Below are 25,689 nucleotides of genomic sequence, written 5' to 3' on the forward strand. Positions count from 1 at the left end.
TCAAGCGTCTCCACAGCTACAACGGCTATGAAACACCGGTAGCCATGGAGGTAAAGCTCAAGATAGCGGTATGAACTTTAACCGGTGTCCAAAATTACTTTACCAGTTCAATCCAGCTCCCTGGCGGTCAAAGGCGTACCAAGGCGCACCATCGCCTCTTCAAGGTTGGATTGCCAGCGCGGCGCCTGGCGAGGTGCGCTTTCAGGCATCGCTGCCTCGAAAAACATACGCTGGCGCATCAGGCCCACTACCCACGGGCGAATCATCTCCAACAGCGAAACCTGCTCGGGCGTGAACAGGTGCCGGCTTCCCAGTGACAGGCACAGGCTGCGCACTTCATCCAATCGCACGTTGTAGTGCAACTCATCCTGCTTCACATTATGGTTGAAGTAACGCTCGTGATACTCGGTGTCCTTGAAGCGCTCCGGCGCCACGTCCGCCAGGCGGAACAGCCCGGTTGCCGGTTGTTCGCGGTTGGCGATGTAGAAAGGGTCGAGTAGATACATGCCCTTGATGTAGTCGTGGAACAGCGGGTCGGGGCCTTCCCCTTCATACGGGCTTTCAGCGAACGCAAACGGGCAACCGTCGCTGAACAGCAGCACCGCCCAGTTATCAATCGGCACATATTCGCTTATCAAACGGCTTAGGGTTCGCCAGAAATCCGCCTTGTCCAGGTGTTCGATCACGTGGCCGGCAGCGCGATGCCAGGCCATGTCCTGGAGCGTTGGTGTCATGTATCTACCCCCCGGGGTTAACCACTCGACGTGATAGGAAACGGGCTGAAAAAACGCATAATTGCATCGACCTTTTGCAAAAGTCACTTATTTCCTGACCGGGACTTAGCCCGATACCAAGGTCCGAATATGAAGCTCGAACTTGTACAGCTGGCGGGGCGCGATGGCGACACCGCCTACAATCTGCGACGTACGCTGGACGCCATCATCCATTGCGCTCCAGGTGTCGATATCATTGTTTTTCCCGAAGCGCAGATCACCGGTTTCCTGAACCACCAGAACATTGCCGAACAGGCCTTGGCCCTGGACAGCCCCATTATCCTGGCCGTCCAGCAGGCCGCTCGTGAGCGCCAGGTGGCGGTGGTAGTGGGGCTGATCGAGAACGACGGTGGGCATTATTACAACACGACGTTGTTCATCACCCCTGAAGGGGTTCAGCTCAGTTATCGCAAGACCCACCTCTGGGTTTCCGAACCCCGGCTGGTGCTGCCCGGCGACCGTTATGGAACCGTGGAGTGGCGCGGCGTGCGTATCGGCCTGCTGATCTGCTACGACACCGAGTTCCCGGAAACCGCCCGGGCTGTAGCGGCACTGGGCGCCGAGTTGATCCTGGTCACCGATGGCAACATGGAACCCTATGGTCACGTGCATCGAACCTCGGTCACCGCCCGTGCGCAGGAAAACCAGGTGTTCGCCGTGGTCGTGAACCGGGTTGGGGACGGTGAGGACAATACCGTTTTCGCCGGTGGCAGTGCGGTAATCGACCCGTCCGGGCAGATGTTGTTGGAAAGTGGGCGCCAGGAGTGCCGACATGTCATCGAGTTGGACATGACCCAACTGGCCGATGCTCGTGCGCTCTACCACTACCAGGCGGACCAGCGCTTCCAGTTGCCCGGTGAACGCATCGAACACGCCGATGGCCGCCGTGAACTGCTGATTCCCTGAGCAAGGCTTCACGTGCCCACGACCACCGGGCTCGCGCCAGCGATAACAATATTCCAGCGACAGTCTGCGGACTGCACGGTCGCAAGCCGGCACTCCGCCAGGAGTCTTCCATGACGCTTCACCGTTTACTGAAGTTCGGCCTCATCGCGCTGCTCGGTACCAGCTTGAACCCCGCATACGCGGAGCCTGCCCGTGTGCACCTGTATAACTGGTCGGACTTCCTGGCACCGGAAACACCCAAGGAATTCGAAGCAGATACGGGTATCTCGCTGATCTGGGACGCCTTCGACAATGCCGAAGTGATGCAAAGCAAGCTGATGACCGGGCGCACCGGTTATGACGTGGTGATGGTACCCGACGACCTGTTGCCCAGTTTGGCCAAGGCCGGAGTGATACAGGAGCTGGATCGTGAACGGCTGAACAACTGGTCTCACCTAGCCCCGGAAATCCTGGAAAAGCAGCAAGGCAACGACCCGGAAAACCGCTATGCCGTACCTTACATGTGGGGCACTACTGGGATCGGCTATGACCAAGCCAAAGTCGAGCAACTGCTGGGCAAGAACGCGCCGGTGAATTCCTGGGACCTAATATTCAAAGAGGAAAACATCGCGAAGCTCAGTAAATGCGGCGTCGCGATGCTGGATGCACCCGTGGAGATCGTGCCTATTGCGCTGAACTACCTAGGGCTGCCACCCAATAGCAAGAACCCCGAAGACTATCGCAAGGCTGAAGCGTTGCTGCTCAAGATCCGCCCGTATATCCGCTACTTCGATTCCTCGAAGTTCACCACCGACCTGGCCAATGGTGACATCTGTGCCGTGGTCGGCTGGGGCGGCTCGGTCTACAGCGCCAAGGTTACGGCAGACCATGCCAACAATGGCGTCAAACTGGTCTACAGCATCCCGGAAGAAGGCGCGCCGGTCTGGTTTGAAAACATGGTGTTGCTCAAGGATGCACCTCACCCCCAGCAGGGCTATGACTTCATCAACTACATGCTGCGCCCGCAAGTGATTGCCAAAAGCTCCGATTATGTCGGTTATCCCAATGGCAACAAGGACGCCACGGCCCTCATCAATCCGCAGCTGCGCGACAATCCGGCGTTTTACCCCTCGAAGGAGGTAATGGCAACGCTGTACGCGCTCGAAACACTGCCGCTCAAACTGGAGCGTGTGCGTACCCGGATCTGGAGCAAGGTGAAGAGTGGCACTTGATTGTCGCGCCGCAGATCGTCCGCATTATAAAAATCCGCTTGACCGGAGTACGCATGACTATCTCAGCAGACTTGATCATTACCCACGCTGACATCCACACCATCGACCCGAACCTGCCGAGGGCCCAGGCCATCGCCGTGCATTAGGGGCGCATGGTCGCTGTGGGTGCTAATGTCGATATCGAACGCATGGCGGGCATCGAGACCCGCCGAATCAACGCGCAGGTCGGCTGATGGTGCCCGGCCTGCAAGACACCCACTTGCACTTTCAGCTCAGCAGCGCCGACCTCTACCACAATGCTGCGCTATACACAGCTACCACCCTGGATGAACTCGTGGGCCGTGCCCTCGACGTGATCTATCTCACTTGCTGACACGAGGTTTCCGTCAGCCTGCGCCCGACCTTCGGTCGTGGTGACACCACGGGCATTCGATGTTCAGTCCACAGCTTATGCTGGGCAAGTTGTTAATGGGTGAACGTCCGCTATGGTTCCAGGCTGTGTGAAAACACCTGCGATTGTCTAACCTTCTGATCGTCGAGATCGTGGCGGGGACGATCATGAAGCGGTTCATTGAGGGTGAGGCCCGGACGCAAGTCACGCTGCTGCCGGAGTGCCTGGATGATTACATCACCGAAGAAAACCCTGTTCGGGTGGTTGACGTTTTCGTCGATGAACTCGACCTCGGAGTACTCGGGTTCGAGGGCGTCGATCCGGCTGCAACGGGTCGTCCGGCCTACCATCCAGCAGTCCTGCTGAAAATCTACATCTATGGCTACCTCAACCGGATTCAGTCCAGCCGCCGGCTTGAGCGCGAGGCAGAGCGCAATGTCGAGCTGATGTGGTTAACGGGCCGGTTGGCTCCTGACTTCAAAACGATTGCCGACTTTCGCCGAGACAACGGCAAAGCCATTCGCAGCGTCTGCCGACAATTCGTAGTGCTTTGCCGCAACCTCAATCTCTTCTCCCAATCGATCATCGCCATCGACGGCAGCAAATTCAAAGCCGTAAACAACCGCGACCGCAACTTCACCCAGGGCAAGATCAAGGCGCGCATGCAGCAGATCGAGCAGAGCATTGACCGCTATCTTGCGGCGATGGATTCGGCGGATCGGGCAGCGCCCGAGGTCGCCGAGGCCAAGACTGAACGGCTGAGCGAAAAAATAGAAAAGCTGAAACAGCAAATGACGAAGCTCAAGGACATTGAAGCGCAGTTTCACGCCAGCCCGGATCAGCAAATATCCCTTACCGATCCTGATGCACGCTCAATGGCCACGAGTGGCCGAGGTACTGGCACGGTTGGCTACAACGTACAAACAGCAGTCGATGACAAACACCATCGATCATTGCTCATGAAGTCACTAATGTTGGCAATGACCGAACGCAGCTGAGCAATATGGCGAACCAGGCACGCGAAGAGATCGGCGCTGAGTCGCTGACAGTGGTCGCCGATCGGGGCTATTACAAAGGTCCGGAGATCCTTGCTTGCGAGCAGGCCGGGATCACCACTTTTGTTCCGAAGCCGCTGACATCAAGCAGCAAAGCGGAAGGCCGATTCGGCAAGCAGGACTTCAGCTACATCGCTGCATCGGATGAATACCGATGCCCTGCGGATCAACTACTGACCCGCAGGCATTCTTCGGTGGAAGACGGCATGTTGCTGCACTCCTACTGGTTCTCTGGCTGCCAAAGTTGCTCCATGCAGAAGCAGTGTACGACGGGTAAGGAACGCCGGTTGAAGCGCTGGGAGCATGAAACGGTAGTCGAAGCGGTGCAGCTCCGATTGGAGCATGACCCCGGAAAGATGAAGGTTCGCCGGCAGACGGTGGAGCATCCCTTCGGAACGCTCAAATACTGGATGGGAAGCACCCACTTCCTGACCAAAACCCTGCCGAGGGTAAGCACCGAGATGAGCCTTCACGTGCTTGCTTACAATCTCAAACGAATGATGAGCATATTTGGCATCGCTGGGCTGATTGAAGCGATCAGGACATGGGTCCAAGCGTTTTATGCGTCCGTATGGCTATCTGGGCCGCTGCCGCGGCCCAGATAGCACAGGCAGCGCCTGGCGCCCGACTGAGTTAGACCTGCACTTACATCTGCTGAATTTACAGGCTGACCCAGCTTCTTTCGCTACTCGACGTACTTACTTGCGTTTTCACACAGCCTGGGTCGAAAGCGGTCAGTCGCGTCCAGACCGGCTGAACATGCACATCGCGAAAACGCACCTCCGGGCGCCGTACTGTCCTACTCCGACTGCTCCGACTGCATCAGCATGGTCCTGAGGCGACTGAGCAAGAATGCCGGACGATACAGTACACCGCGCATAGTCGTCGGATCTGATAGAGGGCAAGCGCTCGCAGAATGAGTATCTCCAGGTAACTAAACAGGTTGAGCGCCCCCCACAACAAAATCGCTAGCAACTCGGCGATGTACGTCGAGTCAGTCAGTTGGCGGATGATTAGACGGTACCGGGCCTTGAGACTGTCCAACCAGACGTCATGGATTGAACATGGGATTGGGGCTTTCATTCAATTGGCAGATCGCAAGCGCCGCCACAAGGTTGTGCGGCTGATGCCGAGACGGCGGGCGGCTTCGTCGAGGTTGCCGTGGCAGCTTTCCAACGTTTCCTTTACATGGCGCAATTGCGCGATCTTGCCGATGGTGTGCAGGTCCGTTTCGCCTGACGACTTTTTCCGGGCGGGTGAAGGGGGAGGGCCTTCGCACAGTTCAGGTAGCACGCGTGCCAGGTACTGCTCGTTCACGCGGTGTTCCTCAAGCAGTTCGCGTGCGGAGAGCATCGCGCGCTCGATCACATTCTCCAGTTCCCGGACATTGCCCGGCCAGGCATAGCGTTCAAGGTACGGCAGCAGCGCGGCGGGGATGTCTGCAGCTCCCGGTGGTTGCCCCTGAACGAGCAGGCGCTGGCTGATGCCCCGGCAGATCAGGGCAATGTCCTCAGGGCGCTCTCGCAGCGGGGTGGTCTGCAGACGCAGGATGTTGAGCCGGTAATACAGGTCGGTACGGAAATCGCCGTCGTCCATGGCGCTGCGCAGGTCCTGGTGGGTGGCGGCAATGATGCGCACGTCGATGGCAATCGGTTCGGTGCTGCCCAGGCGCAGGACTTCGCGCTCTTGCAGCACGCGCAGCAGGCGTGTTTGCAGCGACACCGGCATGTCGCCGATCTCGTCGAGAAACAGCGTGCCGCGGTGCGCCGCTTCGAACAGGCCTGGCTTGCCACCTTTGCGCGAGCCGCTGAAGGCGCCTTCCTCGTAGCCGAACAATTCACTTTCCAGCAGCGACTCGGGAAACGCCGCGCAGTTGATGGCGACGAAGGGGCCTTGCCGGCGCGGGCTTTCGTTGTGGATGCCTTGGGCCAGCAGCTCCTTGCCAGTGCCGCTTTCGCCGGTGATCAAGATGGTCGAATGGCTGGCGGCGAAGCGCTTGGCCAGTTGCAGCATGTCGCGGTTGGCTTTGCTGTTGCCGTCGAGCTGTTCGAGCCGGTAGCGCGCGTTGAAGACGCCGGGGCGGCGGGTGGAGCGGATGCGTTGGTCTGCGCGCTGCACGGCGGTGATGTCCTGGCAGGTGAGCACCAGGCCGGTGCGCTCGCCATTTTCCAGGATGGGCAACAGGTTGCTGACCACGGCGTGCGAACCCAGCCGGATCACTCGGTTTTCCTCGCCGACGCCTTCCTGCAGCGCTTGCTGCAGGTCCAGTTCCGGGCACAGCTGTTGCAACGGCCGGCCCAGTGCGGCGCTGGCCGGCAACTCAAGTAGTTGGGCAAGGGCCGGGTTGAGCGATTGCACCACGCCCTGGTTGTCGACCGCCGCCACGCCGGCGGGAATATGTTGCAGCACGGCATTCAGATGCCGCCGCTTGGCGATCTCGACGCGCTGGCTGTCGAGAATGCCCAGGGCTTCTTCCAGCGCCTTGCGCGCGGTGTCCTCGCTCAGCGATAAAACGCCATGCAGCCCTGCCTGCTCTGCCAGTTCCACCACCGTCGACGAGCCGATGATGCTGCGACAGCCCAGCCGGACCGCCTGTTCGACGGCCTGGCGAGCCTCTTCCAGAGAGTTGTAGGCGGCCTGGTGGACCTGGACGGTGAAAAGCGCGGCCATGGCGTGCAAGTCGTGGTTGATGTGGTTGTAGCTGAGCACGGCCACCTGGGAGGAGCGCTCGCGGGCCTGCCCCAGCGCCCGCAGCAGGTCGCCGCTGCCAACTCGCATCGCCAGCACCGGGCGCGCGAGGTGTTTACGCAGGTAGGCGGCGGTGGCGCCGGCGCAGACGAACACATCCACCTTGCCAGCCTGTTCCAGTTCGCGGGCGGTCTGCAGTGCCTCGGCCACCGAGGTGTCGAGGACTTCGATGTGGGTGTCGGGGTAATCCGCCGTGAGCCCGCCCACCACGTGGGCGAGCCGGCTGAGTTGCTGGGGGCGCTGCAAGTGGCTGATCAGAACGACGACCTGGGAGGCGAGAGCGTCCATGGGCAGACCTGTTCATGGTTGAAATGTTTCGATACTGAATGAAAAGGTTGCAAATATGCAACGAGATACATGCCCTTTGCCCCTCAAGAAGTTGTCGAAACCCAGGCTACATGCGGCCTGCAGATAATTATTGAACAGTTGGCCCACGCCTTGCTCCTGGAGTTCTGCCACCCCAGAAACCAAAGGCAGGCCCACAGACCCATGAGCAGTTCATCAACGATTTCCCAGGCCAGCGATACGTTCGCGGCCATGACTGACGATCATCGCCTGGCCGAGTTCATCCGGGAGCAGGCCTCGGCAATGCGGGTGGTCATCCAGGCGCGCAAGCGCCTGAGCGGCGGCGCCATCCAGGAGAACTGGCTGCTGGACCTGCTGATCGAAGGCGGCCCGTGGGCTGGCGACCGGCGTTGGGTGCTGCGCAGCGATGCGCTTTCCGCGCTACCCGCCAGCCTCGACCGCGCGCAGGAGTTCGCTGTGTTGCAGGTGGCGCATCAGGCAGGCGTGAAAGTGCCGCGGCCGCTTTGGCTATGTCGCGATACGCAGGTCAACGGGCGGGTGTTCTTCCTGATGGAGTATGTGCCGGGTGTTGCTGCCGGTCGGCGGCTCAGTTCAGCGGCGGGAGCCTTGGGCCAGGCCCGGCTCGCGGAGCAGCTCGGCGCCAACCTGGCGCGCCTGCATCAGATCCGTCCGCCGAGCGCGGCGCTGGCCTTCCTGCCCCTGCCCAAACGCTCGCCGGCCCTGGCTTGCGTCGATGCCTACCGTCGTTACCTCGACACCCTGGACGATGCCTATCCGGTATTGGAGTGGGGCCTGCGCTGGTGCGAGTTGCATGCACCACGCGAAAGCCGTCTGTGCCTGCTGCATCGCGACTACCGTACGGGCAACTACCTGGCCAGCGAGCAGGGACTCGAGGCGGTGCTGGACTGGGAGTTCACTGGCTGGGGCGACCCGTGCGAGGACCTGGGCTGGTTCACCGCCCGCTGCTGGCGTTTCACGCGCCCTGACCTGGAGGCCGGCGGCATCGGCCTGCTGGGGGACTTCCTGCGTGGCTACCACCAGGTATCGCCACTGTGGATCGAGCCCCCACAACTGCACTACTGGCAGGTCATGGCGACGCTGCGCTGGGCGGTGATCGCATTGCAGCAGGGGCAGCGCCACCTGTCAGGCGAAGAGCCTTCCCTTGAGCTGGCACTGACCGCGCGCATGCTGCCGGAGCTTGAACTCGACATCCTGAACATGACCGGAGCCGATGCGCCATGACTCAAACGCACGCCCATGAACTACTCGAAATCGCCCGTCAGACCTTGCTGGAGCAGGTGTTGCCTGTGCTGCCAGGCGAGCTGCGCTACCCGGCCTTGATGATCGCCAATGCCATGGCCATAGCGGCCCGCGAAAGCCGCCTGGGTGCCCATGCCGAGGACCAGGAACAGGCGCGTCTGGCCGCCTTGGTCGACGAGGCGCCCGCGGCCTTGCCCGACCTGCGCCGTCAGCTCGCCTGCGCCATTCGCCAGGGCAGCCATGATGCCGTGCAACCCCGTTGCACGCTGGTCGAGACATTGCGCCAGGTCACCCTCGCCCGATTGGCGATCAGCAACCCCAAGGCCTTGCCCTGAACGGCATTGACCACCCATTCCTCCGATAGACAAGAACACACAAGGACAGCCATGAACTTCACCCTCCCGGACGAACTGCTCGCCCTGCAGGCCAAGACCCGAGACTTCATCGCCGAACAGGTCATCCCGTTCGAGAACGACCCTCGTCAAGACAGCCATGGCCCCAGCGATGCCCTGCGCCAGGATTTGGTGGCCCGCGCCCGCGCCGCCGGCTTGCTGACGCCACACGCCAGCCGCGAAATGGGCGGCCTGGAACTGAGCCACGTGGCCAAGGCGATCGTCTTCGAAGAGGCCGGCTACTCGCCGCTGGGCCCGGTGGCGCTGAACATACATGCCCCGGACGAAGGCAACATCCATCTGATGGACGTGGTCGCCACCGAGGCGCAGAAAGACCGCTGGTTGCGCCCGCTGGTCCAGGGCCATGCCCGTTCCTGCTTCGCCATGACGGAGCCCGCGCCCGGCTCCGGCTCGGACCCCTCAATGCTGCGCACCACCGCCACCCACGATGGCGACGACTACCTGATCAATGGCCGCAAGTGGCTGATTACCGGGTCCGAAGGCGCCGACTTCGGCATCATCATGGCGCGCATGGAGGATGGCACGGCGACCATGTTCCTGACCGACATGAAGCGCGACGGCATCATCCATGAACGTCAGCTGGACTCGCTGGACAGCTGTTTTACCGGCGGTCACGGGCAGCTGCGTTTCGACAACCTGCGTATCCCGGCGAGCGATGTCCTCGGCGAGATCGGCAAGGGCTTCCGTTATGCCCAGGTGCGCCTGGCGCCCGCACGCTTGACTCATTGCATGCGCTGGCTCGGTGCCGCGCGCCGCGCCCACGACATCGCCTGCGAATATGCGCGCACCCGTGACGCCTTCGGCAAGCCGCTGGGCGAGCACCAGGGCGTTGGCTTCATGCTCGCCGACAACATGATGGACCTGCACGTGGTGCGACTGGCGGTCTGGCACTGCGCCTGGGTGCTCGACCAGGGCCGGCGCGCCAATGTCGATTCGAGCATGGCCAAGGTGATCAGCGCCGAGGCGCTTTGGCGGGTGGTCGATCGTTGCGTCCAGGTAATGGGTGGCCGCGGGGTGACCGGGGACACCGTGGTGGAGCGGATCTTCCGCGACATTCGTCCGTTCCGCATCTATGACGGTCCGAGCGAAGTGCACCGCATGAGCCTGGCGAAGAAGCTGCTCGACCAGCGCCTGGAGGTCCACTGATGCAGCCGAACCTTGTCCGACTGTTCGCCCTTGACGGGCGTCGCGCCCTGGTGACCGGGGCCTCCAGCGGCCTGGGCCGTCACTTCGCTATGACCCTGGCCGCTGCAGGCGCCGAGGTGGTGGTGACCTCCAGGCGCCAGGCGCCGCTGCGGGCGTTGGTGGAGGCCATCGAGGTGGCTGGAGGGCGGGCGCGGGCCTTTGCCCTCGATGTGACCAGCCGTGAGGACATCTGCCGGGTGCTCGATGCCGCCGGCCCGCTGGATGTCCTTGTCAACAATGCGGGGGTGAGCGACAGCCAGCCTTTGCTGGCCTGCGATGATCAAACCTGGGACCACGTGCTCGACACCAACCTCAAGGGCGCCTGGGCCGTGGTCCAGGAAAGCGCCCGGCGCATGGTGGTCGCGGGGAAGGGGGGCAGCTTGATTAATGTCACATCGATCCTCGCCTGCCGTGTGGCCGGTGCCGTCGGCCCTTACCTCGCGGCCAAGGCCGGCTTGGCCCACCTGACCCGCGCCATGGCGCTGGAGTTGGCGCGCCATGGCATCCGGGTGAATGCCCTAGCGCCCGGCTACGTGATGACTGATTTGAACGAGGCCTTCCTGGCCAGCGAGGCCGGTGACAAGTTGCGTTCGCGTATCCCCAGCCGACGCTTCAGCGTGCCGTCGGACCTGGACGGCGCCTTGCTGCTGCTCGCCAGCGATGCTGGGCGGGCGATGAGCGGCGCTGAGATCGTGGTCGATGGCGGCCATCTGTGTAGCAGCCTGTAACGCGCCCTGGCGCAATAACAACAAGAACAGGAGGTAGGTATGTGCGTGCAAAACCTGAGCAAAGTGTCGATGAGGTGTCTGCCATGATGGTTCCAACCCTCGAACACGAGCTTGCTCCCAACGAAGCCAACCATGTCCCGCTGTCCCCGCTGTCGTTCCTCAAGCGTGCCGCCCAGGTGTACCCGCAGCGCGATGCGGTGGTTTATGGCGCAAGGCGCTACAGCTACCGTCAATTGCATGAGCGCAGCCGCGCCCTGGCCAGTGCTTTGGAGCGGGTCGGTGTTCAGCCGGGCGAGCGGGTGGCGATATTGGCGCCGAACATCCCGGAAATGCTCGAGGCCCACTACGGCGTGCCCGGTGCCGGGGCGGTGCTGGTGTGCATCAACATCCGCCTGGAGGTGCGCAGCATTGCCTTCATCCTGCGTCACTGCGCGGCCAAGGTATTGATCTGCGATCGCGAGTTCGGTGCCGTGGCCAGTCAGGCGCTGGCCACGCTCTATGCGCCGCCTTTGCTGGTGGGCATCGACGATGATCAGGCCGAGCGCGCCGACCTGGCCCACGACCTGGACTACGAAGCGTTCCTTGCCCAGGGCGACCCCGCGCGACCCTTGAGCGCGCCACAGAACGAATGGCAGTCGATCGCCATCAACTACACCTCCGGCACCACGGGGGACCCCAAGGGCGTGGTTTTGCATCACCGCGGCGCCTACCTCAACGCCTGCGCCGGCGCGCTGATCTTCCAGTTGGGGCCGCGCAGCGTCTACCTGTGGACCTTGCCGATGTTCCACTGCAACGGCTGGAGCCATACCTGGGCGATGACGTTGTCCGGTGGCACCCATGTGTGTCTGCGCAAGGTCCAGCCTGATACGATCAACGCCGCCATCGCCGAGCATGCCGTGACCCACCTGAGCGCCGCCCCGGTGGTGATGTCGATGCTGATCCACGCCGAGCATGCCAGTGTCGGTGATCACTGGCGGTGCTGCCCCGCCCAGTGCGGTCATCGCGGCGATGGAGGCGCGTGGCTTCAACATCACCCATGCCTATGGCATGACCGAAAGCTATGGCCCCAGCACATTGTGCCTGTGGCAGCCGGGGGTCGACGAGTTGCCGCTTGAGGCCCGGGCGCAGTTCATGAGCCGCCAGGGTGTCGCCCACCCGATGCTCGAGGAGGCCACGGTGCTGGATACCGATACCGGCCGCCCGGTTCCAGCCGATGGCCTTACGCTTGGCGAGCTGGTGGTGCGCGGCAACACCGTGATGAAAGGCTACCTGCACAACCCAGAGGCCACCCGGGCCGCATTGGCCAATGGCTGGCTGCACACGGGCGACCTGGCCGTGCTGCACCCGGACGGCTACGTGGAAATCAAGGACCGGGCCAAGGACATCATCATTTCCGGCGGCGAGAACATCAGTTCGCTGGAGATCGAAGAAGTTCTCTACCAGCACCCCGAGGTGGTCGAGGCCGCAGTGGTGGCGCGCCCGGATTCGCGCTGGGGCGAGACGCCCCATGCGTTCGTCTCTCTGCGCGCCGATGCGCGGACCACGGTCACGGAAGGCGACCTGATCCGCTGGTGCCGTGAACGCCTGGCGCATTTCAAGGCGCCGCGGCATGTGTCGCTCATGGAGCTGCCCAAGACCGCCACCGGCAAGATCCAGAAGTTCGTCCTGCGCGAGTGGGCCCGGCAACAGGAGGCGCAGACCGCCGACGCCGAGCATTGATCGAGCTGCAACAGCTGCACACTCCATAACAACAAGTACATTGGGCGAGGTGTTCCATGTCCAGCCTGTTATACGCGCGTGTTCGCGCCAGCGCCCGGTTCCAGCAACTGGTGACGCGCAGAAACCGTTTTACCCTGAGCCTGTTCGTAATGATCCTGGCCACATTCTATGGCTACATCGCATTGGTATCGTTCTGGCCCGAGCTGATCGCCACGCGCCTGGCCGAGGGGTCGAACATGACCTTCGGCGTCGCGGCCGGCGCTTTCCTGTTCGTGTTCTTCTGTGCGCTGTCGGCGTTCTATGTGTACCGGGCCAATGGCGAGTTCGACCGCCTGACGCAGGCGCTGGTTGCCGGACTGGAAGAGGAGCAGGGCGCATGAAGAAACCACTGCTTCTGGCTTTGTTGCTGCACTCCGGCCTGCTGTCGGCATCGCCTGCGCTCGACGCAGGCCAGCGTCAGCCGCTCAACCTGCATGCCATCGGTATGTTCATGGTGTTCGTGCTCTTCACCTTGTGCATCACTTGGTGGGCGGCGCGGCGCACTCGCTCGACGGCGGATTTCTACAGCGCCGGTGGCGGCATCCTGGGCTGGCAGAACGGCCTGGCGCTGGCCGGTGACTACATGTCCGCCTCGACGCTGCTGGGGATTACGGCGCTCATCTACACCTCCGGCATGGATGGCTACATCTACCTAATTGCCTTCTTCGCGGGCTGGCCGGTATTGCTGCTGTTGATGACCGAGCGGTTGCGCAACCTGGGTCGCTTCACCTTTGCCGACATCACCTCGTACCGCCTCGACCAGGGCAAGGTGCGCACCATGGCCGCCATCGGCTCGCTGACAGTGGTGTGTTTCTACCTGGTGGCGCAGATGGTCGGGGCCGGGCAGCTGATCAGGCTCCTGTTCGGCCTGGACTACCACATAGCCCTGGTGATCGTCGGCGCGCTGATGATGCTGTATGTCACCTTCGGCGGCATGGTAGCGACCACCTGGGTGCAGATCATCAAGGCGTTCCTGCTACTGGTAGGCGGTTCGCTGGTGCTGTTCCTGGCGCTGCGCGAGTTCGACTTCAGCTATGACACGCTGGTCACCCAGGCCATGGACACCCATGCCCTGGGCGAGCGCCTGCTGGCGCCCGGCAGCCTGCTGGCCGACCCATTGACCGCGCTGTCGCTGAGCCTGGGGCTTGTGTTCGGCACCGCCGGGCTGCCGCATATCCTGATGCGTTTTTTCACCGTCAGCGATGCCCGCGAGGCACGCAAGTCGGTGCTCTATGCCACCGGATTCATCGGCTATTTCTTCAATGTCATTTTCTTGCTGGGCCTGGCGTCGATCGTGATCGTCAGCCAGCAGCCGCAGTACTTCGAAGGCGGGCAGGTGGGTGGCAAGCTGCTGGGCGGGGGCAACATGGTGGTCATGCACCTGGCCCACGCGGTAGGCGGCAACCTGCTGCTGGGCTTTTTGTCTGCCGTGACCTTCGCCACCATCCTGGCCGTGGTGTCAGGCCTGGCGCTTGCGGGTGCCTCCGCCATCGCCCATGACCTGTATGCGCGGGTGATCATGAAGGGCGCGGCCAGCGAATCGCAGGAGTTGCGGGTGACCAAGCTGGCTACCCTCGGGCTTGGGTTGGTGGCGATAGCTCTGGGCATCGTGTTCGAAAACATCAACGTGGCCTTCATGGTCGCGTTGGCGTTTGGCATCGCTGCGTCGGCCAACTTCCCGGTGCTGTTCCTGTCGATGTTCTGGTCGGGGTTGACCACACGCGGCGCGTTGGCCGGCGGCTACGTGGGGTTGGTCAGCGCCATGGGCTTCGTGGTGTTTTCCAGGCTGGTGTGGGTGGATGTGTTGCACTTTGCCGAGCCGCTGTTCCCCTATACCCAGCCTGCGCTGTTCTCCATGCCGTTGGCGTTTGCAGCGGCGTATGGCGTTTCCCGGCTAGACCGGACTGCGCAAGCCAAGGCGGAAAGGGCGGCGTTCGCCGACCAGTTCATAAGGGGCCAGACCGGCCTTGACGCCAGCGGTGCAGTCGATCATTGAGTCACAAGTGGCCGCCGGCGGATGCTTGCCAGCGGCGCGGTGATACCTCGTTAGTACCCCCTGAAAATCTCCCCGATGCTGGTGATCGGCTGCCCCATATGCTGCGCCGCCGCTCGGTTGACGAGAGAAGGCCTGGGGGCAAGCAGGGCACTCAGGAAAACGGCCACCGTCAACACGGCCAGTAGAAAACCAAATCGGCGCATATGATCCTCCAGCAATTTTTATTGTTGTTGTCTTCAGGTTCGATCCGAAAGGCCAGTATCACCAGGCTATTGCCCGGGCGTTTTGTCGTGGGCGAATAACTGGGTTATGGCTGCGATGTCCTGGTCGCCATGGCCCAGCTTGAACACATAGCCCCTCAACCTGCGACGGCCGGGTTGTCGACTGCATGCGATGAGCCTGCGTGCGGCACCTGTATCGATAAAGGTCGCACGGCAGGCCCATGCACTTACTGGCTCAGCGCTGCCGCGACCGATTCGCCGAAGGCCTGCAGGCCTTGTTCGAGCTGGTCGGTCGGGGTGTTCACCGGTGGCATCAGCTTGATGATTTCGCCGTTCGGGCCGCAGCGGTCGACCAGCACACCCGCCCGCAGCACAAGCTGCTGGGCATCCTTGGCTAACGCGACGTTGCCGCGGCCGAAGTCGATGCCGGCGATCATGCCGCGACAGCGCGCGGATGCGACGCCTGGAATTTCCGCGAAACCTGCGACTGCGCGCTCCATGGCCGTGCAGTTGGTGGCCAGCAACTTCAGGAACGACTCGTCGCGCCAGTAGCCGAGCGCGATCCGGGCCGTCAGGAACGCCAGTTGGTTACCGCGGAAGGTGCCGATATGATCGCCCGGTTGCCACACATCCAGCCCGGCACGAATCAACACGATCGCCATCGGCAGGCCGAAGCCGCCGATCGATTTGGCGCAGGTGATCAGGTCTGGAACCACCCCGGAGCGCTCGAAGCCGAAGAAGTCGCCGGTGCGGCCGCATCCGGCCTGGATCTCGTCGCAGATGAGCAGCACGCCGTGTTCGGTGGTCCACTTGCGCAAGCGTTGCAGCCATTCGTTGGAAGCCGGGTAGACGCCGGCCTGGATCTGCACGGACTCGACGATCACCGCCGCCGGCAGCTCCGAGCCGCTGCCCTGGTCGTTGGCCAGGCGCTCGAGGAAGCCAGTGCTGTCGAATTCGCCGTAGGGGCTGTCTTCGTACGGCACGAACACTACATCGGTCGAAAGCCCAGGGCCGCGGCGGGTGCGGTTACCAGTGACGGCGAGGGCGCCGGCGGTCATGCCATGGTAAGCCCCGTAGAACGATACGACCTTGGTACGCCCCGTCGCCTTGCGCGCCAGCTTCAATGCCGCCTCGACGGCGTCGGCACCGGTCGGGCCGGTGAACTGCACCTTGTAGTCCCAGCCGCGTGGCTTGAACAGGTCGCGCTCTATCGCCTCGAGGAACTGGCGTTTGGTGGTCGTGTGCAGGTCGAGGGCGTGGGTCACGCCGTTGGACGAGAGATACGCGATCAAGGCATCGCGCATGCGCGGGTCGTTGTGGCCATAGTTCAGGGCGCCGGCGCCGGCGAAGAAGTCCAGGTACTCGCGGCCGTCTTCGCCGCGGATCTTGCTGCCTTGGGCGGTATCGAACACCAGTGGCAGGTCACGGCAGTACATCCGCACATTGGACTCGAGCCTTTCGAACGTCTCGATGTTGTTCATGCAAACCTCTTGAAAAAATGATCTGGGCTATGGGGGGCGTGGGCGGTCAGTGCTTGACCATTACGTGGCGAACCACGGTGTAGTCTTCCAGCCCGTACATGGACAGGTCCTTGCCGTAGCCGGACAGCTTCACACCGCCATGGGGCATTTCGCTCACCAGCATGAAGTGGGTGTTGACCCAGGTGCAGCCGTATTGCAGGCGAGCGGCCAGGCGATGGGCGCGACCCACATCGGCGGTCCATACCGACGAGGCCAGGCCGTAGTCCGATTCATTGGCCCATGCCAGTGCCTGGGCTTCGTCTTCGAATGGCGAAACCGTCACCACCGGGCCGAAGATTTCACGGCACACCACCTCGTCCTCCTGCGTAGCGCCGGCCAGGACCGTCGGCTCGAAGAAGAAGCCGCCGCCCGCAGCGCGCTTGCCGCCGGTGACCACCTCAATGTGAGGCAGTTCCTTGGCACGGTTCACGAAGCCCTCGACACGCTCCAGGTGCTCTTGGGTGATCAGCGGGCCCATCTCGGTCGCCGGGTCATCCTGAAGCCCGCACTTGATGCTGGACACGGCTTCGCCGAGCTTGCGTACGAACTCCAGGTACACCGCCTTCTGCACATATAGGCGGCATGCGGCGGTGCAGTCCTGGCCGGCGTTGTAGAAGCCGAAGGCGCGGATGCCTTCGACGGCGGCGTCGATGTCGGCATCGTCGAAGATCAACACCGGTGCCTTGCCACCGAGCTCCATGTGCATGCGTTTGACGCTGTCGGCGGTGCCTTCGATGATGCGGCTGCCGGTGCGCACGGAGCCGGTCAGCGACACCATGCGTACCTGGGCGTGGCTGGTCAGCGGCTCACCCACCGAGGGGCCGCGACCGTGCACGATGTTGACCACACCGGCGGGGAAGATGTCGGCGAGCAACTCGCCCAGCTTCAAGGTGCTCATCGGCGTGTGTTCCGACGGCTTCAGCACGACGGTGTTGCCGCCGGCCAAGGCTGGGCCCAGTTTCCAGGCCGCCATCAGCAGGGGGTAGTTCCACGGCGCGATGGAGGCGACCACGCCCACCGGGTCGCGGCGGATCATTGAGGTGTGGCCCGGGATGTACTCACCCGCCGCCGAGCCCTGCAGGCAGCGCACGGCACCGGCAAAGAAGCGGAACACGTCGGACACGGCTGGCAGTTCGTCCTGCAGCACGGCGGTGAACGGCTTGCCGCAGTTGTCCGCGTCCAGGCGGGCGAACACCGGCGCCTGGGCGTCGATGCGGTCAGCGAGCCTGAGCAGCAGTGCTGCGCGGTCCTTGGGCGGCGTTTGCGACCAGGCGTCGAAGGCTGCATCGGCGCTTTGCACCGCGGCATGGACTTGGGCGCGACTGGCTTCGGTGGTCTGTACCAGGACACTGCCAAGGGACGGGTTGTACACGTCGAGGTTTTCGCCTTCGCCGGCCACCAGGGCACCGTTGATCAGGAGTTTGGTTTGCATGTCGATTCTCGCCATTGAACGGCAAGGCCAGGGCCTTGCCTTGTGGTTGTCGTCAGGGCATTCGATAGGAAGCTGGCCGCTACGCCAGCGCGTCGGGCACCGGGTTGCGGAAGAAACTGGTCCGGCAGGCGAGGTAAACCGCGCCCAGGGCGAGCCAGATACAGCCCATGATCAGTGCTTCTTTATCCAGGCTGGCCAGCATCCAGCCGGCCGTGACCAGGCCGATGAGTGGGAAGAGCACGCCGCGCAGCAGGCCAGCGCTGTCCTTGACCTGTGCGTCGAAGGTGAGCCGCAACGCGCAGAGGTTGACGGCGGTGAAGGCGAGAAACGCGCCGAAGTTGACCAGCGACGTCGCGGTGGCGATCGTCAGGCCAAAGCCCGCGGTGCCGAAAATGCCGCAGAGCAGGATATTGAAGACCGGGGTCTTGTAGCGAGGGTGCAAGGCCCCGAACAGCTTGCGCGGCAGTTGGTTGTCCCGGCCGAGGGCGTACAGCAGCCGGCCCACGCTGGCCTGGAACGACATGCCCGCGGCGAAGTGGGCGATGATGATCCCCGCCAGGACCAGCGCGAAGAACAGGTCGCCGCCGATCATGCGGGCGATCTCGAAGGCGGCCCCGTCCACGAACTCGAAGGTGGGGGAGGGGTGCGCCAGGTACATGAAGTACGAGGAGCCGACGTAGACCGAGCCGCCGATCAAGGCGACCAGCAGGATGGCACGCGGCAGCGTGCGACCCGGGTCGCGGGTTTCCTCGCTGAGCGTGGACAGCGCGTCAAAGCCCAGGAACGAGTACGCGGCAATGGCGGCGCCGGCCATGCTGGTGGCGAAGGGCACATCCTGGCTGAAGAACGGCTTGGCCGAAAGCAGCCCACCAGGGCCATTGGCAGCCACGATGTAGTGCACGCACAGGCCGATGAACACCACGATGATCGCCAGTTGCGCGCCCATCAACAGCAGGTTGAAGCGGTTGGCGACCTGGATGCCCAGCACATTCAGCAGCGAGGTAGAGACGATGAAACCGGTAATCCACACCCACTGCGGCACATCTGGAAAGGCCATGTTGAGATAGCTGGCGCCAAGCAGCCAGATCAGCATCGGAATGAAGAAGTAATCGAGCAGTGCGGCCCAGCCCACCATGAAGCCGAGGTTGGCGCTGAGCATCTTGCGGGTATAGGTGTAGGCCGAACCGGCTACCGGGAACACCCTGACCAGCCGGCCATAGCTCAACGCCGTGAACACCACGCCCGTCGCTGCGATCAGGTAGGCCATCGCCGTGGTGTTGCCACTGGCCTGCGAGATCACGCCATAGGTGCCGAAGACGATCAACGGGGCAAGGAACGCCAGGCCGAACAACAGGACCGAAAACGGGCCCAGGGTGCGCTTCAGCGAAGCGCTGGGGGTTGATTCGCTCATGACTGGCAGCCCTCACGCTACGAAGTGGTAAGCAGTGGCGACGATTTCACGGTAGGTTTCCACGGTCATCTCCTTCGCATTGCTGCCATCGGAGAAGTTCTTCTTCGACTTTTCAGCGATGGCCAGGAAGTCTTCCTCGCGCACGCCTTTCACCTCGGCGAAGCGGGGGATGCCCAGGTCCTTGCTCATCTGGAACAGGTAGCCGACGGCGGCCTCGGCGGCCTCGACCGGCGAGAGGTTGGGGTCGATGCCCAGTGCGTAGGCGACCTGCGCATGGCGAATGATGTCGGCATCGCGGTTATGGCCGAACACGAAGGGCAGGAAGATCGCGTTGCCCACGCCGTGTGGCGTGTCGTACATGCCACCGATGGCTTCGGAAATGCAGTGCACGCTACCTACGTCCGCATTACCGAAGGCCATGCCGGCGATCAGGCTGGCCGCCAGCATCTGCTCGCGGGCGTGCAGGTTGCCGGGTTCCAGCACGGCGGGCTTCAGGTGTTGGCTGATCAGGCGGATGGCATGCAGCGCCAGGCCGTCGCTGATGGGGTTCGACACGCGGCAGGTGTAGGCTTCGATGGCGTGGGTCAGGGCATCCATGCCGGTTGCGGCGGCAATCGACGCGGGCAGCGTGTCGAGGATATGAGAGTCAAGCAAGGCCAGGACTGGCCCGAGTCGGTAATCATGCACGCTCATCTTGTAATGACGGGCGGTGTCGGTGATCACCGAGAAGCAGGTTACTTCGCTGCCGGTGCCAGCCGTGGTCGGAATGGCAACGATAGGCGGGATGGCATGGGTGAGCGTGAACGACCCTTCGTAGTCCTCGATCCGTCCCTCATGGCTGAGCAGCACGCTGATGGCCTTGGCTGCATCCATGGCACTGCCCCCGCCTACGGCTAACAAGCCATCGATACCTTTGTCGCGATATCGCTGCGCGATCTGATTGACGTCCTCGCTGCGCGGATTGGCCTTGATGTCCGACACTTCCTCGAAGGCGATGCCTGCCTTCTCCAGGCTGGCGTAGACGCTGTCCAGCAGGCCCGCCGCCTTGACCCCAGGATCGGTCACGATGAGCACGCGGGCCAGGCCAAGTGAGTGCAGGTGTTCACCGGTGCGCTCGCGCAGACCAGGTTCCATCACGATTTTGCTGGGGAGTAAAAACTTGAAGTCCATACGTACCTCTTGCTCAATTGTTGTCATTGTTGAAAGGGCAGTAGAGGAGCACCTGCGCCAGGCCGTGGATAACAGCTCAAGCGGGTGATGTGTGGCCTGGCATTTCGCGCAAGCCAGCATTTTGTTGTTCTTGGTTTTGCTTGAACCTGGGCGAAGGCCTCCTTCGGGGGTAAAAAGAGGGGCGGCCAAGCTGCACGCCCTTGGAAGGGTGATCGTGCTACAGCATGTGTCCTGCCAGCAGGGACAGCAGCGTGCCGGACAGGCAAGGTGGGAAGTCGTGCCCCATCCCTGGCAGCAGCACCAGGCTGGAACCACGGATAGCTGCTGCCGTGGCGTACCCGCCGCTGGTCGCGACCATGAGATCTTCATCGCCATGGATGACCAGGGTGCGGCAATGAACCCGTTGCAGTTCCTGGGTGCGGTCGCCGGAATTGATGATCGCGCCGATCTGCCTGGCCGTGCCGATGTTGCTGGCCTCGCCACCGCCTCGCTCCCAGGCCAACAGGGCATAGTCACGGAAGGCGGGCTCATTCCATTCCAGGGTCGAGCCGATCAGGCGCATGATGTCCAGGTAGTCGCGAACGCTTTCCTGCTCGCTGCGCGGCGGGCGGCGCAGCAACTGCCGAATGGATTTCAACGCCGGCTGGCCGACGCGCAGCGATCCGGTGGTCGAGAAGATCGAGGTGAGCGTCCTGATACGCTCGGGGTAACGGGCAGCGAGGATCTGGGCGATCATGCCGCCCATCGACATGCCCACCACGTGCGCCGTTGCCAGGTTCAGGCCGTTCATGAGCCCGATCACGTCATTGGCCATGTCACCCAGGTCATAGCCGGGGGTGCGCTTGCGCAAGAACTGCTGCATGGCCGTGGGAGGCACTACGTCGGTGAAGAACGACCGGCCCGAGTCGCGGTTGTCCAGCGTGATGACGCGAAACCCCCGCTCAACCAGGCCGGCGATGATCGGTTGCGGCCAGTAGGTCAATTGCAGCCCCAGGCCGACGATGAGAATGACCGCAGGCGCCGTTTCGAGCCCGTGGCTGCGATAGCAAATAGGGCGCTTGCCAGGCAGTTCGCAGAAGCGGTCGGGGCTCATCCGCGGCCACCCTGTTGTTGCAGCTCGACGTTCGCGCACCGGGGCGTGCTGGGTACGGAGGAGAACGCTAGGCACTTGTCAGCCACAGCGCTGCGGCGCAGGAGTTTGGTATCGCGGAAGTAATCCATCGACATCACCCAGGGCTCGCTTGGCCCTTGGCGCGGAATGCTGTCCAAGGCGCGTTGCACATAACCGGCACCGAAATCCAGCAGAGGGCGGGTCTCGATCCCGTCTGGCGCCCGGGGTTCGCAAACGTTGTAGCCGTGTTTGTCCATGAAACCCAGCAAGCGACAGAAGTGATCGCACAGCAGGCACACTTTCAAGGTCCAGGAGGAGTTGGTGTAGCCCACCGCGAACGCGAAGTTGGGTACACCGGATAGCATGGTTCCTTTGTAGGCAAGAGTGTCGCTCAGCACCACTGGCTTATCGTCCTTGTACAGACTGATCCCCCCGAACATCTGCACATTCAGCCCCGTGGCGGTAATTACGATGTCAGCTTCCAACGCCTTGCCGGATTTCAGCAACAGACCGGATTCGGTGAACCGCTCGATATGGTCGGTGACAATGTCGGCCTTACCCGCGCTGATCGCCTTGAACAGATCGCCTTCAGGTACCGTGCACAAGCGCTGGTCCCAAGGGTTGTAGGGCGGATTGAAATGGACGTCGACCGGGTAGCCTTTCGGCAGCTCCTTGCGCGTCAGCCACAGCAGCAGTTTGCGGGAAAGCTTGGGGAAGCGCTGGCAGAAGGCCCAGAAGGCCAGGGTGATCCTGGCGTTCTTGTAGCGTGTCAGAGAGTAAGCGGTTTGCTCGGGCAGGATCTTGCGCAGAAACGCCGCAACCGCATCATTGGCTGGTTGGTTGATGATGTAGGAGGGCGTACGCTGCAGCATGGTGATGCTGGCGACTTTGTCCGCCATCGCCGGAATCAGGGTCACTGCCGTCGCGCCGCTGCCAATGACTACGACACGTCTGCCCGTGTAATCCAGGTTCTCTGGCCAGTGTTGCGGATGAACGATCTGCCCCTTGAACTGTTCGGCTCCCTCGAAGCGGGGGCTGAATCCTTGGTCGTACCTATAGTAGCCGCCCGCGCTGAACAGCCAGCGACATTCGATTGTGCGGGCCTGCCCCAGGTGACCGTCCTCCACCCGCACCGCCCACAAGCCCTTGTCCGTTTGCCAGTTCGCCGAGATGACTTTCTGCTTGTACTGGATCAAGGACTCCAGCTCATGCTCGTCGATCGCTTCACGCAGGTACTCGAGAATGTCTGCGGCGTCCGCCAATGATTTCGCCTTGGTCCAGGGCTTGAAGTCGAAGCCGAAGGTGTACAGGTCGGAGTCAGAGCGGATGCCGGGATAGCGGAACAGGTCCCAGGTGCCGCCCATTCGCTCACGAGACTCGAGAATCGTGAAGGTCTTGTGAGGCTGATGGCGTCGCAGATAGGCGGCCGCGCCGATGCCAGACACACCGGCTCCCATGATCAATATATCGAGTGGCTCAACCGGAAGAGCAGTGTGCGAGGACATAGGGCTTCCCATTATTGTGTTATAGGGGGTGATCTTTTGACTTGATCATTTGACCATGATGAGGCGACAGATTACCCGGGGGCAAGGTGCAAAATGCACCGTGAAGCAATTTTTTTGGGATGATTTGAACCTGGTGGGATTGGGGTAGGGGGTATTGCGCGTCGGGCGACTCCAGGTTTTGGCGTCGTTATGACAGGGCGGTATGTGGGTTTGGGTGGCAAGAGGCGACAGTCCGTTTGTCTGTCAGACCTATGGATACCGGATTGCCGTGTCACACCGGACCACGGCAATCTGAATGACGTCTCAGTAGCTGGCCACCAGCAGCTTAACCGCCTGGCAAGCCGTTTCTGTCTCAGCCTCCAGGCGTTCGAGGTTGCCGTGGGCGGTCCAGGAGAGAAGCAAACCATCGAAAAGGTTGATGAGCAGCCGACTGACTGTGGTGCGTGCGGCCTGATCCAGCGCATCGCCGGTCGCCTTCTGGATGGCCTGTTGGGTGGCTTCGATGGAAACGGTATAGATCTTCGCTGCCATTTCCGGGTCATTGCGCAGGTTCCAGAAGAACAGCTCGAACTGGGTTATGGCCCGTTCGGGGTGTGCGATGAACCACTTGACCAACTGGCGCAGCATTTCCCCTACCGATTCGGCGGGGAGAGCGTTTGCCGGAGCCTGCAGCGATTGCTGCGGCATGTTGATCAAGGACTCGTAGACCGCACAGAACAAGTCTTCCTTGGTGTGAAAAACGTAATGCAGCGAGGCCAGCGGCGAATCTGCCGCTGCCGCAATGCGCCGCGTCGTGGCGTTGGCTATGCCGTGTTCTGCGATCACCTTGATGGTCGCTTCAATGAAATCCTGTCTGCGTTCTTCCGCGCCTATCCGAGCCATTCAGCGTTCTCCCCTTTTGGCCTTGCGCCAACCGCCGGGTCCGGCGTCGGCGGTGACGAATGCTATCGCAAAGTCCTGGCCCAATCCATGAGATGAGTCGATGCAACCCTTTCCGTCTGCGGTCTTGCCGTCGGTATGTGGCCATTGCCCAGAGGCAGATGCTGACTGCCGTACTTCACCGAGGCCGGGGCAGTAGCGAAGTGGTAAAAAAACCAGATCAAATGACTTGATCAAATGACTATATTCAATGATCATGGCAATGCCGAGCAGATCATTACGGGCTTCGGCAGCGGCATAAGAGGTTGCTGTGGTGGTTGCGCCGGTGGAACGAGGCGGTTGCCCGGGCTCGCTGGATAGAACAATGAAAAACCGGACAGGTAGAAGGCAGATGGATACACAAAAACTCTCGACGGTCAGCAGTGATGCGTCGGTGGAACAAGTGGTGGAAATCATTCGGCGTGACGGCGGTGTCATCATTGCTGATTTCGTCTCGCCAGAGACGCTCAAGTGCCTCACCGAAGAGCTGGACACCTACTTGAATGTCACGCCCTGCGGAGAAGACCCCTATTTCGCAGGCATGCAGACCCGTCGTATCGGTCGCATCATCGGGCGAAGCGATACGGCGGTGGAGGTGGCACTAAACCCGTTGTTCATCGGCGCGGCCAGGCAGATCCTGCAGACACCAACCCATGTCTGGGTGGGCAGCGACCGCATCGAGATGGCACCTGACATTCAACTCAGCATTACCCAGGCCATTCAGATCGGCCCCGGCCAAGGCCTTCAGCCCCTGCACCGCGACGATGCCACCTCGCTGTGGCGACATCCCCAGTTCGGGCGCGAGGCCCGTCTGCAGATCATGCTGGCCATCTCGGACTTCACCGAAGAGAACGGTGCCACGCGCGTTATTCCGGGCAGTCATCAATGGGATGACGAGCGCGGGCCGACCCAGGAAGAAACCATCGCCGCCGAGATGAAAGCAGGCTCTGCGCTGTTGTGGCTGGGGTCGGTCTATCACGGCGGTGGCGCCAATACCACAGCGTTTCCTCGTACTGGTCTGACCATGGCCTACGACTTGGCCATCCTGCGCCTCGAAGAAAATCACTTCCTTTCCATTCCCATTGAACGGGTTCGCCAGCTCCCCGCAGAAATGCAACGCCTGCTGGGCTGGAGTGTGAGCTCCACGCTGCTGGGCTGGGTGGAAATTGATGGCCAGATGCGTGACCCACAAGAGCTCTTGGGCATGCCTGCTTTTTCCGAACCGGGAAAAGGCTTCTGAGATCCTGAGTTTACACAGCCTGCTGCATATTGAATTTCTGCCCTTTTGGGCGCAACCAAGGAGATGACACCATGGCGTTCTCAATCGACTCGAAAGTTGGCGAGCTGCTGGATAACAGCACTACGAGCCAGATCCTTGAAAAGCACCTGCCCGGTATCGGTAAACACCCACAAATTGGCATGGCCCGTGGCTTTGCCTTAGTGACGGCGGCAAAATATTCCGGCGGGTTTATTTCTCAGGAAACGCTGAATAAAATCGACAGCGACCTGAGGTCTCTGGTCGATTAATCGCGGCCATGCTGACCTGCTCGTATAACTTAAGTTACCGGTGCAGGTCAAATAATTCAGCCCGTATTTCCCCGCTGATTGGGTTTGCAATAGTCGTGCGATTGGTTGCCGATTTCGACATGCAATGTGATGTCGATCCTCAGA

Annotated in this window: 19 protein-coding genes and 2 pseudogenes; 12 read left to right on the forward strand and 9 right to left on the reverse strand. The window is 61.9% G+C overall.

What is annotated here, in order from left to right; all coding sequences use genetic code 11:
* Nucleotides 1–107: 107 nt before the first annotated feature.
* Complete coding sequence (locus B3361_RS09740; protein WP_182336680.1) at nt 108–734, reverse strand: helix-turn-helix transcriptional regulator; 627 nt, start codon at nt 732–734, stop codon at nt 108–110.
* 129 nt (nt 735–863) lie between these two features.
* Between B3361_RS09740 and B3361_RS09745 the strand changes: the two genes are divergently transcribed.
* From B3361_RS09745 to B3361_RS09755, 3 genes and pseudogenes are all read left to right on the forward strand, one after another.
* Nucleotides 864–1,679, forward strand: coding sequence for a carbon-nitrogen hydrolase family protein (locus tag B3361_RS09745; RefSeq protein ID WP_182336683.1), 816 nt, complete (start codon nt 864–866; stop codon nt 1,677–1,679).
* A gap of 110 nt (nt 1,680–1,789) precedes the next feature.
* The gene (locus B3361_RS09750; RefSeq protein ID WP_182336685.1) at nt 1,790–2,890 is read left to right on the forward strand and encodes a polyamine ABC transporter substrate-binding protein; all 1,101 of its coding nucleotides are present in this window, start codon (nt 1,790–1,792) and stop codon (nt 2,888–2,890) included.
* 558 nt (nt 2,891–3,448) lie between these two features.
* Nucleotides 3,449–4,941: pseudogene (locus B3361_RS09755) on the forward strand (IS1182 family transposase).
* Between the two features lie 478 nt (nt 4,942–5,419).
* Here B3361_RS09755 and prpR read toward each other — a convergent pair.
* Nucleotides 5,420–7,372 (reverse strand): propionate catabolism operon regulatory protein PrpR, encoded by a 1,953-nt coding sequence (gene prpR, locus B3361_RS09760; protein WP_054905283.1) that lies wholly within the window; start codon nt 7,370–7,372, stop codon nt 5,420–5,422.
* A 201-nt stretch (nt 7,373–7,573) separates the two neighbouring features.
* Here prpR and B3361_RS09765 point away from each other — a divergent pair, with 201 nt between their 5' ends.
* From B3361_RS09765 to B3361_RS09795, 7 genes and pseudogenes are all read left to right on the forward strand, one after another.
* A complete protein-coding gene (locus B3361_RS09765; protein WP_054905282.1) occupies nt 7,574–8,632 on the forward strand; it encodes a phosphotransferase family protein in 1,059 nt (352 codons plus the stop codon).
* Nucleotides 8,629–8,985 carry a DUF6285 domain-containing protein gene (locus tag B3361_RS09770; RefSeq protein ID WP_054905281.1) on the forward strand — a complete coding sequence of 119 codons (357 nt, stop codon included), beginning with the start codon at nt 8,629–8,631 and terminating at the stop codon, nt 8,983–8,985. The genes B3361_RS09765 and B3361_RS09770 overlap by 4 nt, the downstream gene beginning before the upstream one ends.
* Before the next feature lie 51 nt (nt 8,986–9,036).
* Nucleotides 9,037–10,209 carry an acyl-CoA dehydrogenase family protein gene (locus B3361_RS09775; protein ID WP_054905280.1) on the forward strand — a complete coding sequence of 391 codons (1,173 nt, stop codon included), beginning with the start codon at nt 9,037–9,039 and terminating at the stop codon, nt 10,207–10,209.
* Nucleotides 10,209–10,976: an SDR family NAD(P)-dependent oxidoreductase gene (locus B3361_RS09780; RefSeq protein WP_054905279.1), complete on the forward strand. Its 768-nt coding sequence runs from the start codon at nt 10,209–10,211 to the stop codon at nt 10,974–10,976. Before B3361_RS09775 ends, B3361_RS09780 begins: the two co-directional genes overlap by 1 nt.
* 86 nt (nt 10,977–11,062) lie before the next feature.
* A pseudogene (locus tag B3361_RS09785) lies at nt 11,063–12,695 on the forward strand (acyl-CoA synthetase).
* A 56-nt stretch (nt 12,696–12,751) separates the two neighbouring features.
* Nucleotides 12,752–13,075 (forward strand): DUF485 domain-containing protein, encoded by a 324-nt coding sequence (locus B3361_RS09790; RefSeq protein WP_054905278.1) that lies wholly within the window; start codon nt 12,752–12,754, stop codon nt 13,073–13,075.
* Nucleotides 13,072–14,730: a cation acetate symporter gene (locus tag B3361_RS09795; protein ID WP_054905277.1), complete on the forward strand. Its 1,659-nt coding sequence runs from the start codon at nt 13,072–13,074 to the stop codon at nt 14,728–14,730. The genes B3361_RS09790 and B3361_RS09795 overlap by 4 nt, the downstream gene beginning before the upstream one ends.
* Nucleotides 14,731–15,178: 448 nt before the next feature.
* Here the strand turns inward: B3361_RS09795 and B3361_RS09800 are convergent, their stop codons facing one another.
* The 7 genes from B3361_RS09800 to B3361_RS09830 form a co-directional block, all read right to left on the reverse strand.
* On the reverse strand, nt 15,179–16,432 hold the full coding sequence (locus B3361_RS09800; RefSeq protein ID WP_054905275.1) for an aspartate aminotransferase family protein: 1,254 nt from the start codon (nt 16,430–16,432) through the stop codon (nt 15,179–15,181).
* 46 nt (nt 16,433–16,478) lie between these two features.
* Entirely contained in the window at nt 16,479–17,903 is a 1,425-nt protein-coding gene (locus B3361_RS09805) for a gamma-aminobutyraldehyde dehydrogenase (RefSeq protein WP_054905274.1), read from the reverse strand.
* 79 nt (nt 17,904–17,982) lie between these two features.
* Entirely contained in the window at nt 17,983–19,314 is a 1,332-nt protein-coding gene (locus B3361_RS09810; protein ID WP_054905273.1) for an APC family permease, read from the reverse strand.
* A 12-nt stretch (nt 19,315–19,326) separates the two neighbouring features.
* Nucleotides 19,327–20,484, reverse strand: coding sequence for an iron-containing alcohol dehydrogenase (locus B3361_RS09815; RefSeq protein WP_054905272.1), 1,158 nt, complete (start codon nt 20,482–20,484; stop codon nt 19,327–19,329).
* Nucleotides 20,485–20,701: 217 nt separating this feature from the next.
* Nucleotides 20,702–21,577, reverse strand: coding sequence for an alpha/beta fold hydrolase (locus tag B3361_RS09820; RefSeq protein WP_054905271.1), 876 nt, complete (start codon nt 21,575–21,577; stop codon nt 20,702–20,704).
* Nucleotides 21,574–23,100, reverse strand: coding sequence for a flavin-containing monooxygenase (locus B3361_RS09825; protein ID WP_054905270.1), 1,527 nt, complete (start codon nt 23,098–23,100; stop codon nt 21,574–21,576). The genes B3361_RS09820 and B3361_RS09825 overlap by 4 nt, the downstream gene beginning before the upstream one ends.
* Nucleotides 23,101–23,403: 303 nt before the next feature.
* Nucleotides 23,404–23,982, reverse strand: coding sequence for a TetR/AcrR family transcriptional regulator (locus tag B3361_RS09830; protein ID WP_054905269.1), 579 nt, complete (start codon nt 23,980–23,982; stop codon nt 23,404–23,406).
* Between the two features lie 388 nt (nt 23,983–24,370).
* Here B3361_RS09830 and B3361_RS09835 point away from each other — a divergent pair, with 388 nt between their 5' ends.
* Nucleotides 24,371–25,258, forward strand: coding sequence for a phytanoyl-CoA dioxygenase family protein (locus B3361_RS09835; protein ID WP_054905268.1), 888 nt, complete (start codon nt 24,371–24,373; stop codon nt 25,256–25,258).
* 71 nt (nt 25,259–25,329) lie between these two features.
* Nucleotides 25,330–25,545, forward strand: coding sequence for a hypothetical protein (locus B3361_RS09840; RefSeq protein ID WP_054905267.1), 216 nt, complete (start codon nt 25,330–25,332; stop codon nt 25,543–25,545).
* The last annotated feature ends 144 nt before the right edge of the window (nt 25,546–25,689 follow it).

It is taken from the genome of Pseudomonas sp. UBA6699, from assembly GCF_002454615.1.
In the GTDB taxonomy this organism is placed as follows: Bacteria; Pseudomonadota; Gammaproteobacteria; order Pseudomonadales; family Pseudomonadaceae; genus Aquipseudomonas; species Aquipseudomonas juntendi.

Excerpts from the sequence above, each read along its gene's own strand:
- B3361_RS09810 (WP_054905273.1), bottom strand. The coding sequence starts at position 19,314 with ATGAGCGAATCAACCCCCAGCGCTTCGCTGAAGCGCACCCTGGGCCCG.
- B3361_RS09815 (WP_054905272.1), bottom strand. The coding sequence starts at position 20,484 with ATGGACTTCAAGTTTTTACTCCCCAGCAAAATCGTGATGGAACCTGGT.
- B3361_RS09840 (WP_054905267.1), top strand. The coding sequence starts at position 25,330 with ATGGCGTTCTCAATCGACTCGAAAGTTGGCGAGCTGCTGGATAACAGC.
- B3361_RS09750 (WP_182336685.1), top strand. The coding sequence starts at position 1,790 with ATGACGCTTCACCGTTTACTGAAGTTCGGCCTCATCGCGCTGCTCGGT.
- B3361_RS09745 (WP_182336683.1), top strand. The coding sequence starts at position 864 with ATGAAGCTCGAACTTGTACAGCTGGCGGGGCGCGATGGCGACACCGCC.
- B3361_RS09820 (WP_054905271.1), bottom strand. The coding sequence starts at position 21,577 with ATGAGCCCCGACCGCTTCTGCGAACTGCCTGGCAAGCGCCCTATTTGC.
- B3361_RS09740 (WP_182336680.1), bottom strand. The coding sequence starts at position 734 with ATGACACCAACGCTCCAGGACATGGCCTGGCATCGCGCTGCCGGCCAC.
- prpR (WP_054905283.1), bottom strand. The coding sequence starts at position 7,372 with ATGGACGCTCTCGCCTCCCAGGTCGTCGTTCTGATCAGCCACTTGCAG.
- B3361_RS09765 (WP_054905282.1), top strand. The coding sequence starts at position 7,574 with ATGAGCAGTTCATCAACGATTTCCCAGGCCAGCGATACGTTCGCGGCC.
- B3361_RS09805 (WP_054905274.1), bottom strand. The coding sequence starts at position 17,903 with ATGCAAACCAAACTCCTGATCAACGGTGCCCTGGTGGCCGGCGAAGGC.
- B3361_RS09835 (WP_054905268.1), top strand. The coding sequence starts at position 24,371 with ATGGATACACAAAAACTCTCGACGGTCAGCAGTGATGCGTCGGTGGAA.
- B3361_RS09825 (WP_054905270.1), bottom strand. The coding sequence starts at position 23,100 with ATGTCCTCGCACACTGCTCTTCCGGTTGAGCCACTCGATATATTGATC.
- B3361_RS09795 (WP_054905277.1), top strand. The coding sequence starts at position 13,072 with ATGAAGAAACCACTGCTTCTGGCTTTGTTGCTGCACTCCGGCCTGCTG.
- B3361_RS09830 (WP_054905269.1), bottom strand. The coding sequence starts at position 23,982 with ATGGCTCGGATAGGCGCGGAAGAACGCAGACAGGATTTCATTGAAGCG.
- B3361_RS09775 (WP_054905280.1), top strand. The coding sequence starts at position 9,037 with ATGAACTTCACCCTCCCGGACGAACTGCTCGCCCTGCAGGCCAAGACC.
- B3361_RS09780 (WP_054905279.1), top strand. The coding sequence starts at position 10,209 with ATGCAGCCGAACCTTGTCCGACTGTTCGCCCTTGACGGGCGTCGCGCC.
- B3361_RS09800 (WP_054905275.1), bottom strand. The coding sequence starts at position 16,432 with ATGAACAACATCGAGACGTTCGAAAGGCTCGAGTCCAATGTGCGGATG.
- B3361_RS09770 (WP_054905281.1), top strand. The coding sequence starts at position 8,629 with ATGACTCAAACGCACGCCCATGAACTACTCGAAATCGCCCGTCAGACC.
- B3361_RS09790 (WP_054905278.1), top strand. The coding sequence starts at position 12,752 with ATGTCCAGCCTGTTATACGCGCGTGTTCGCGCCAGCGCCCGGTTCCAG.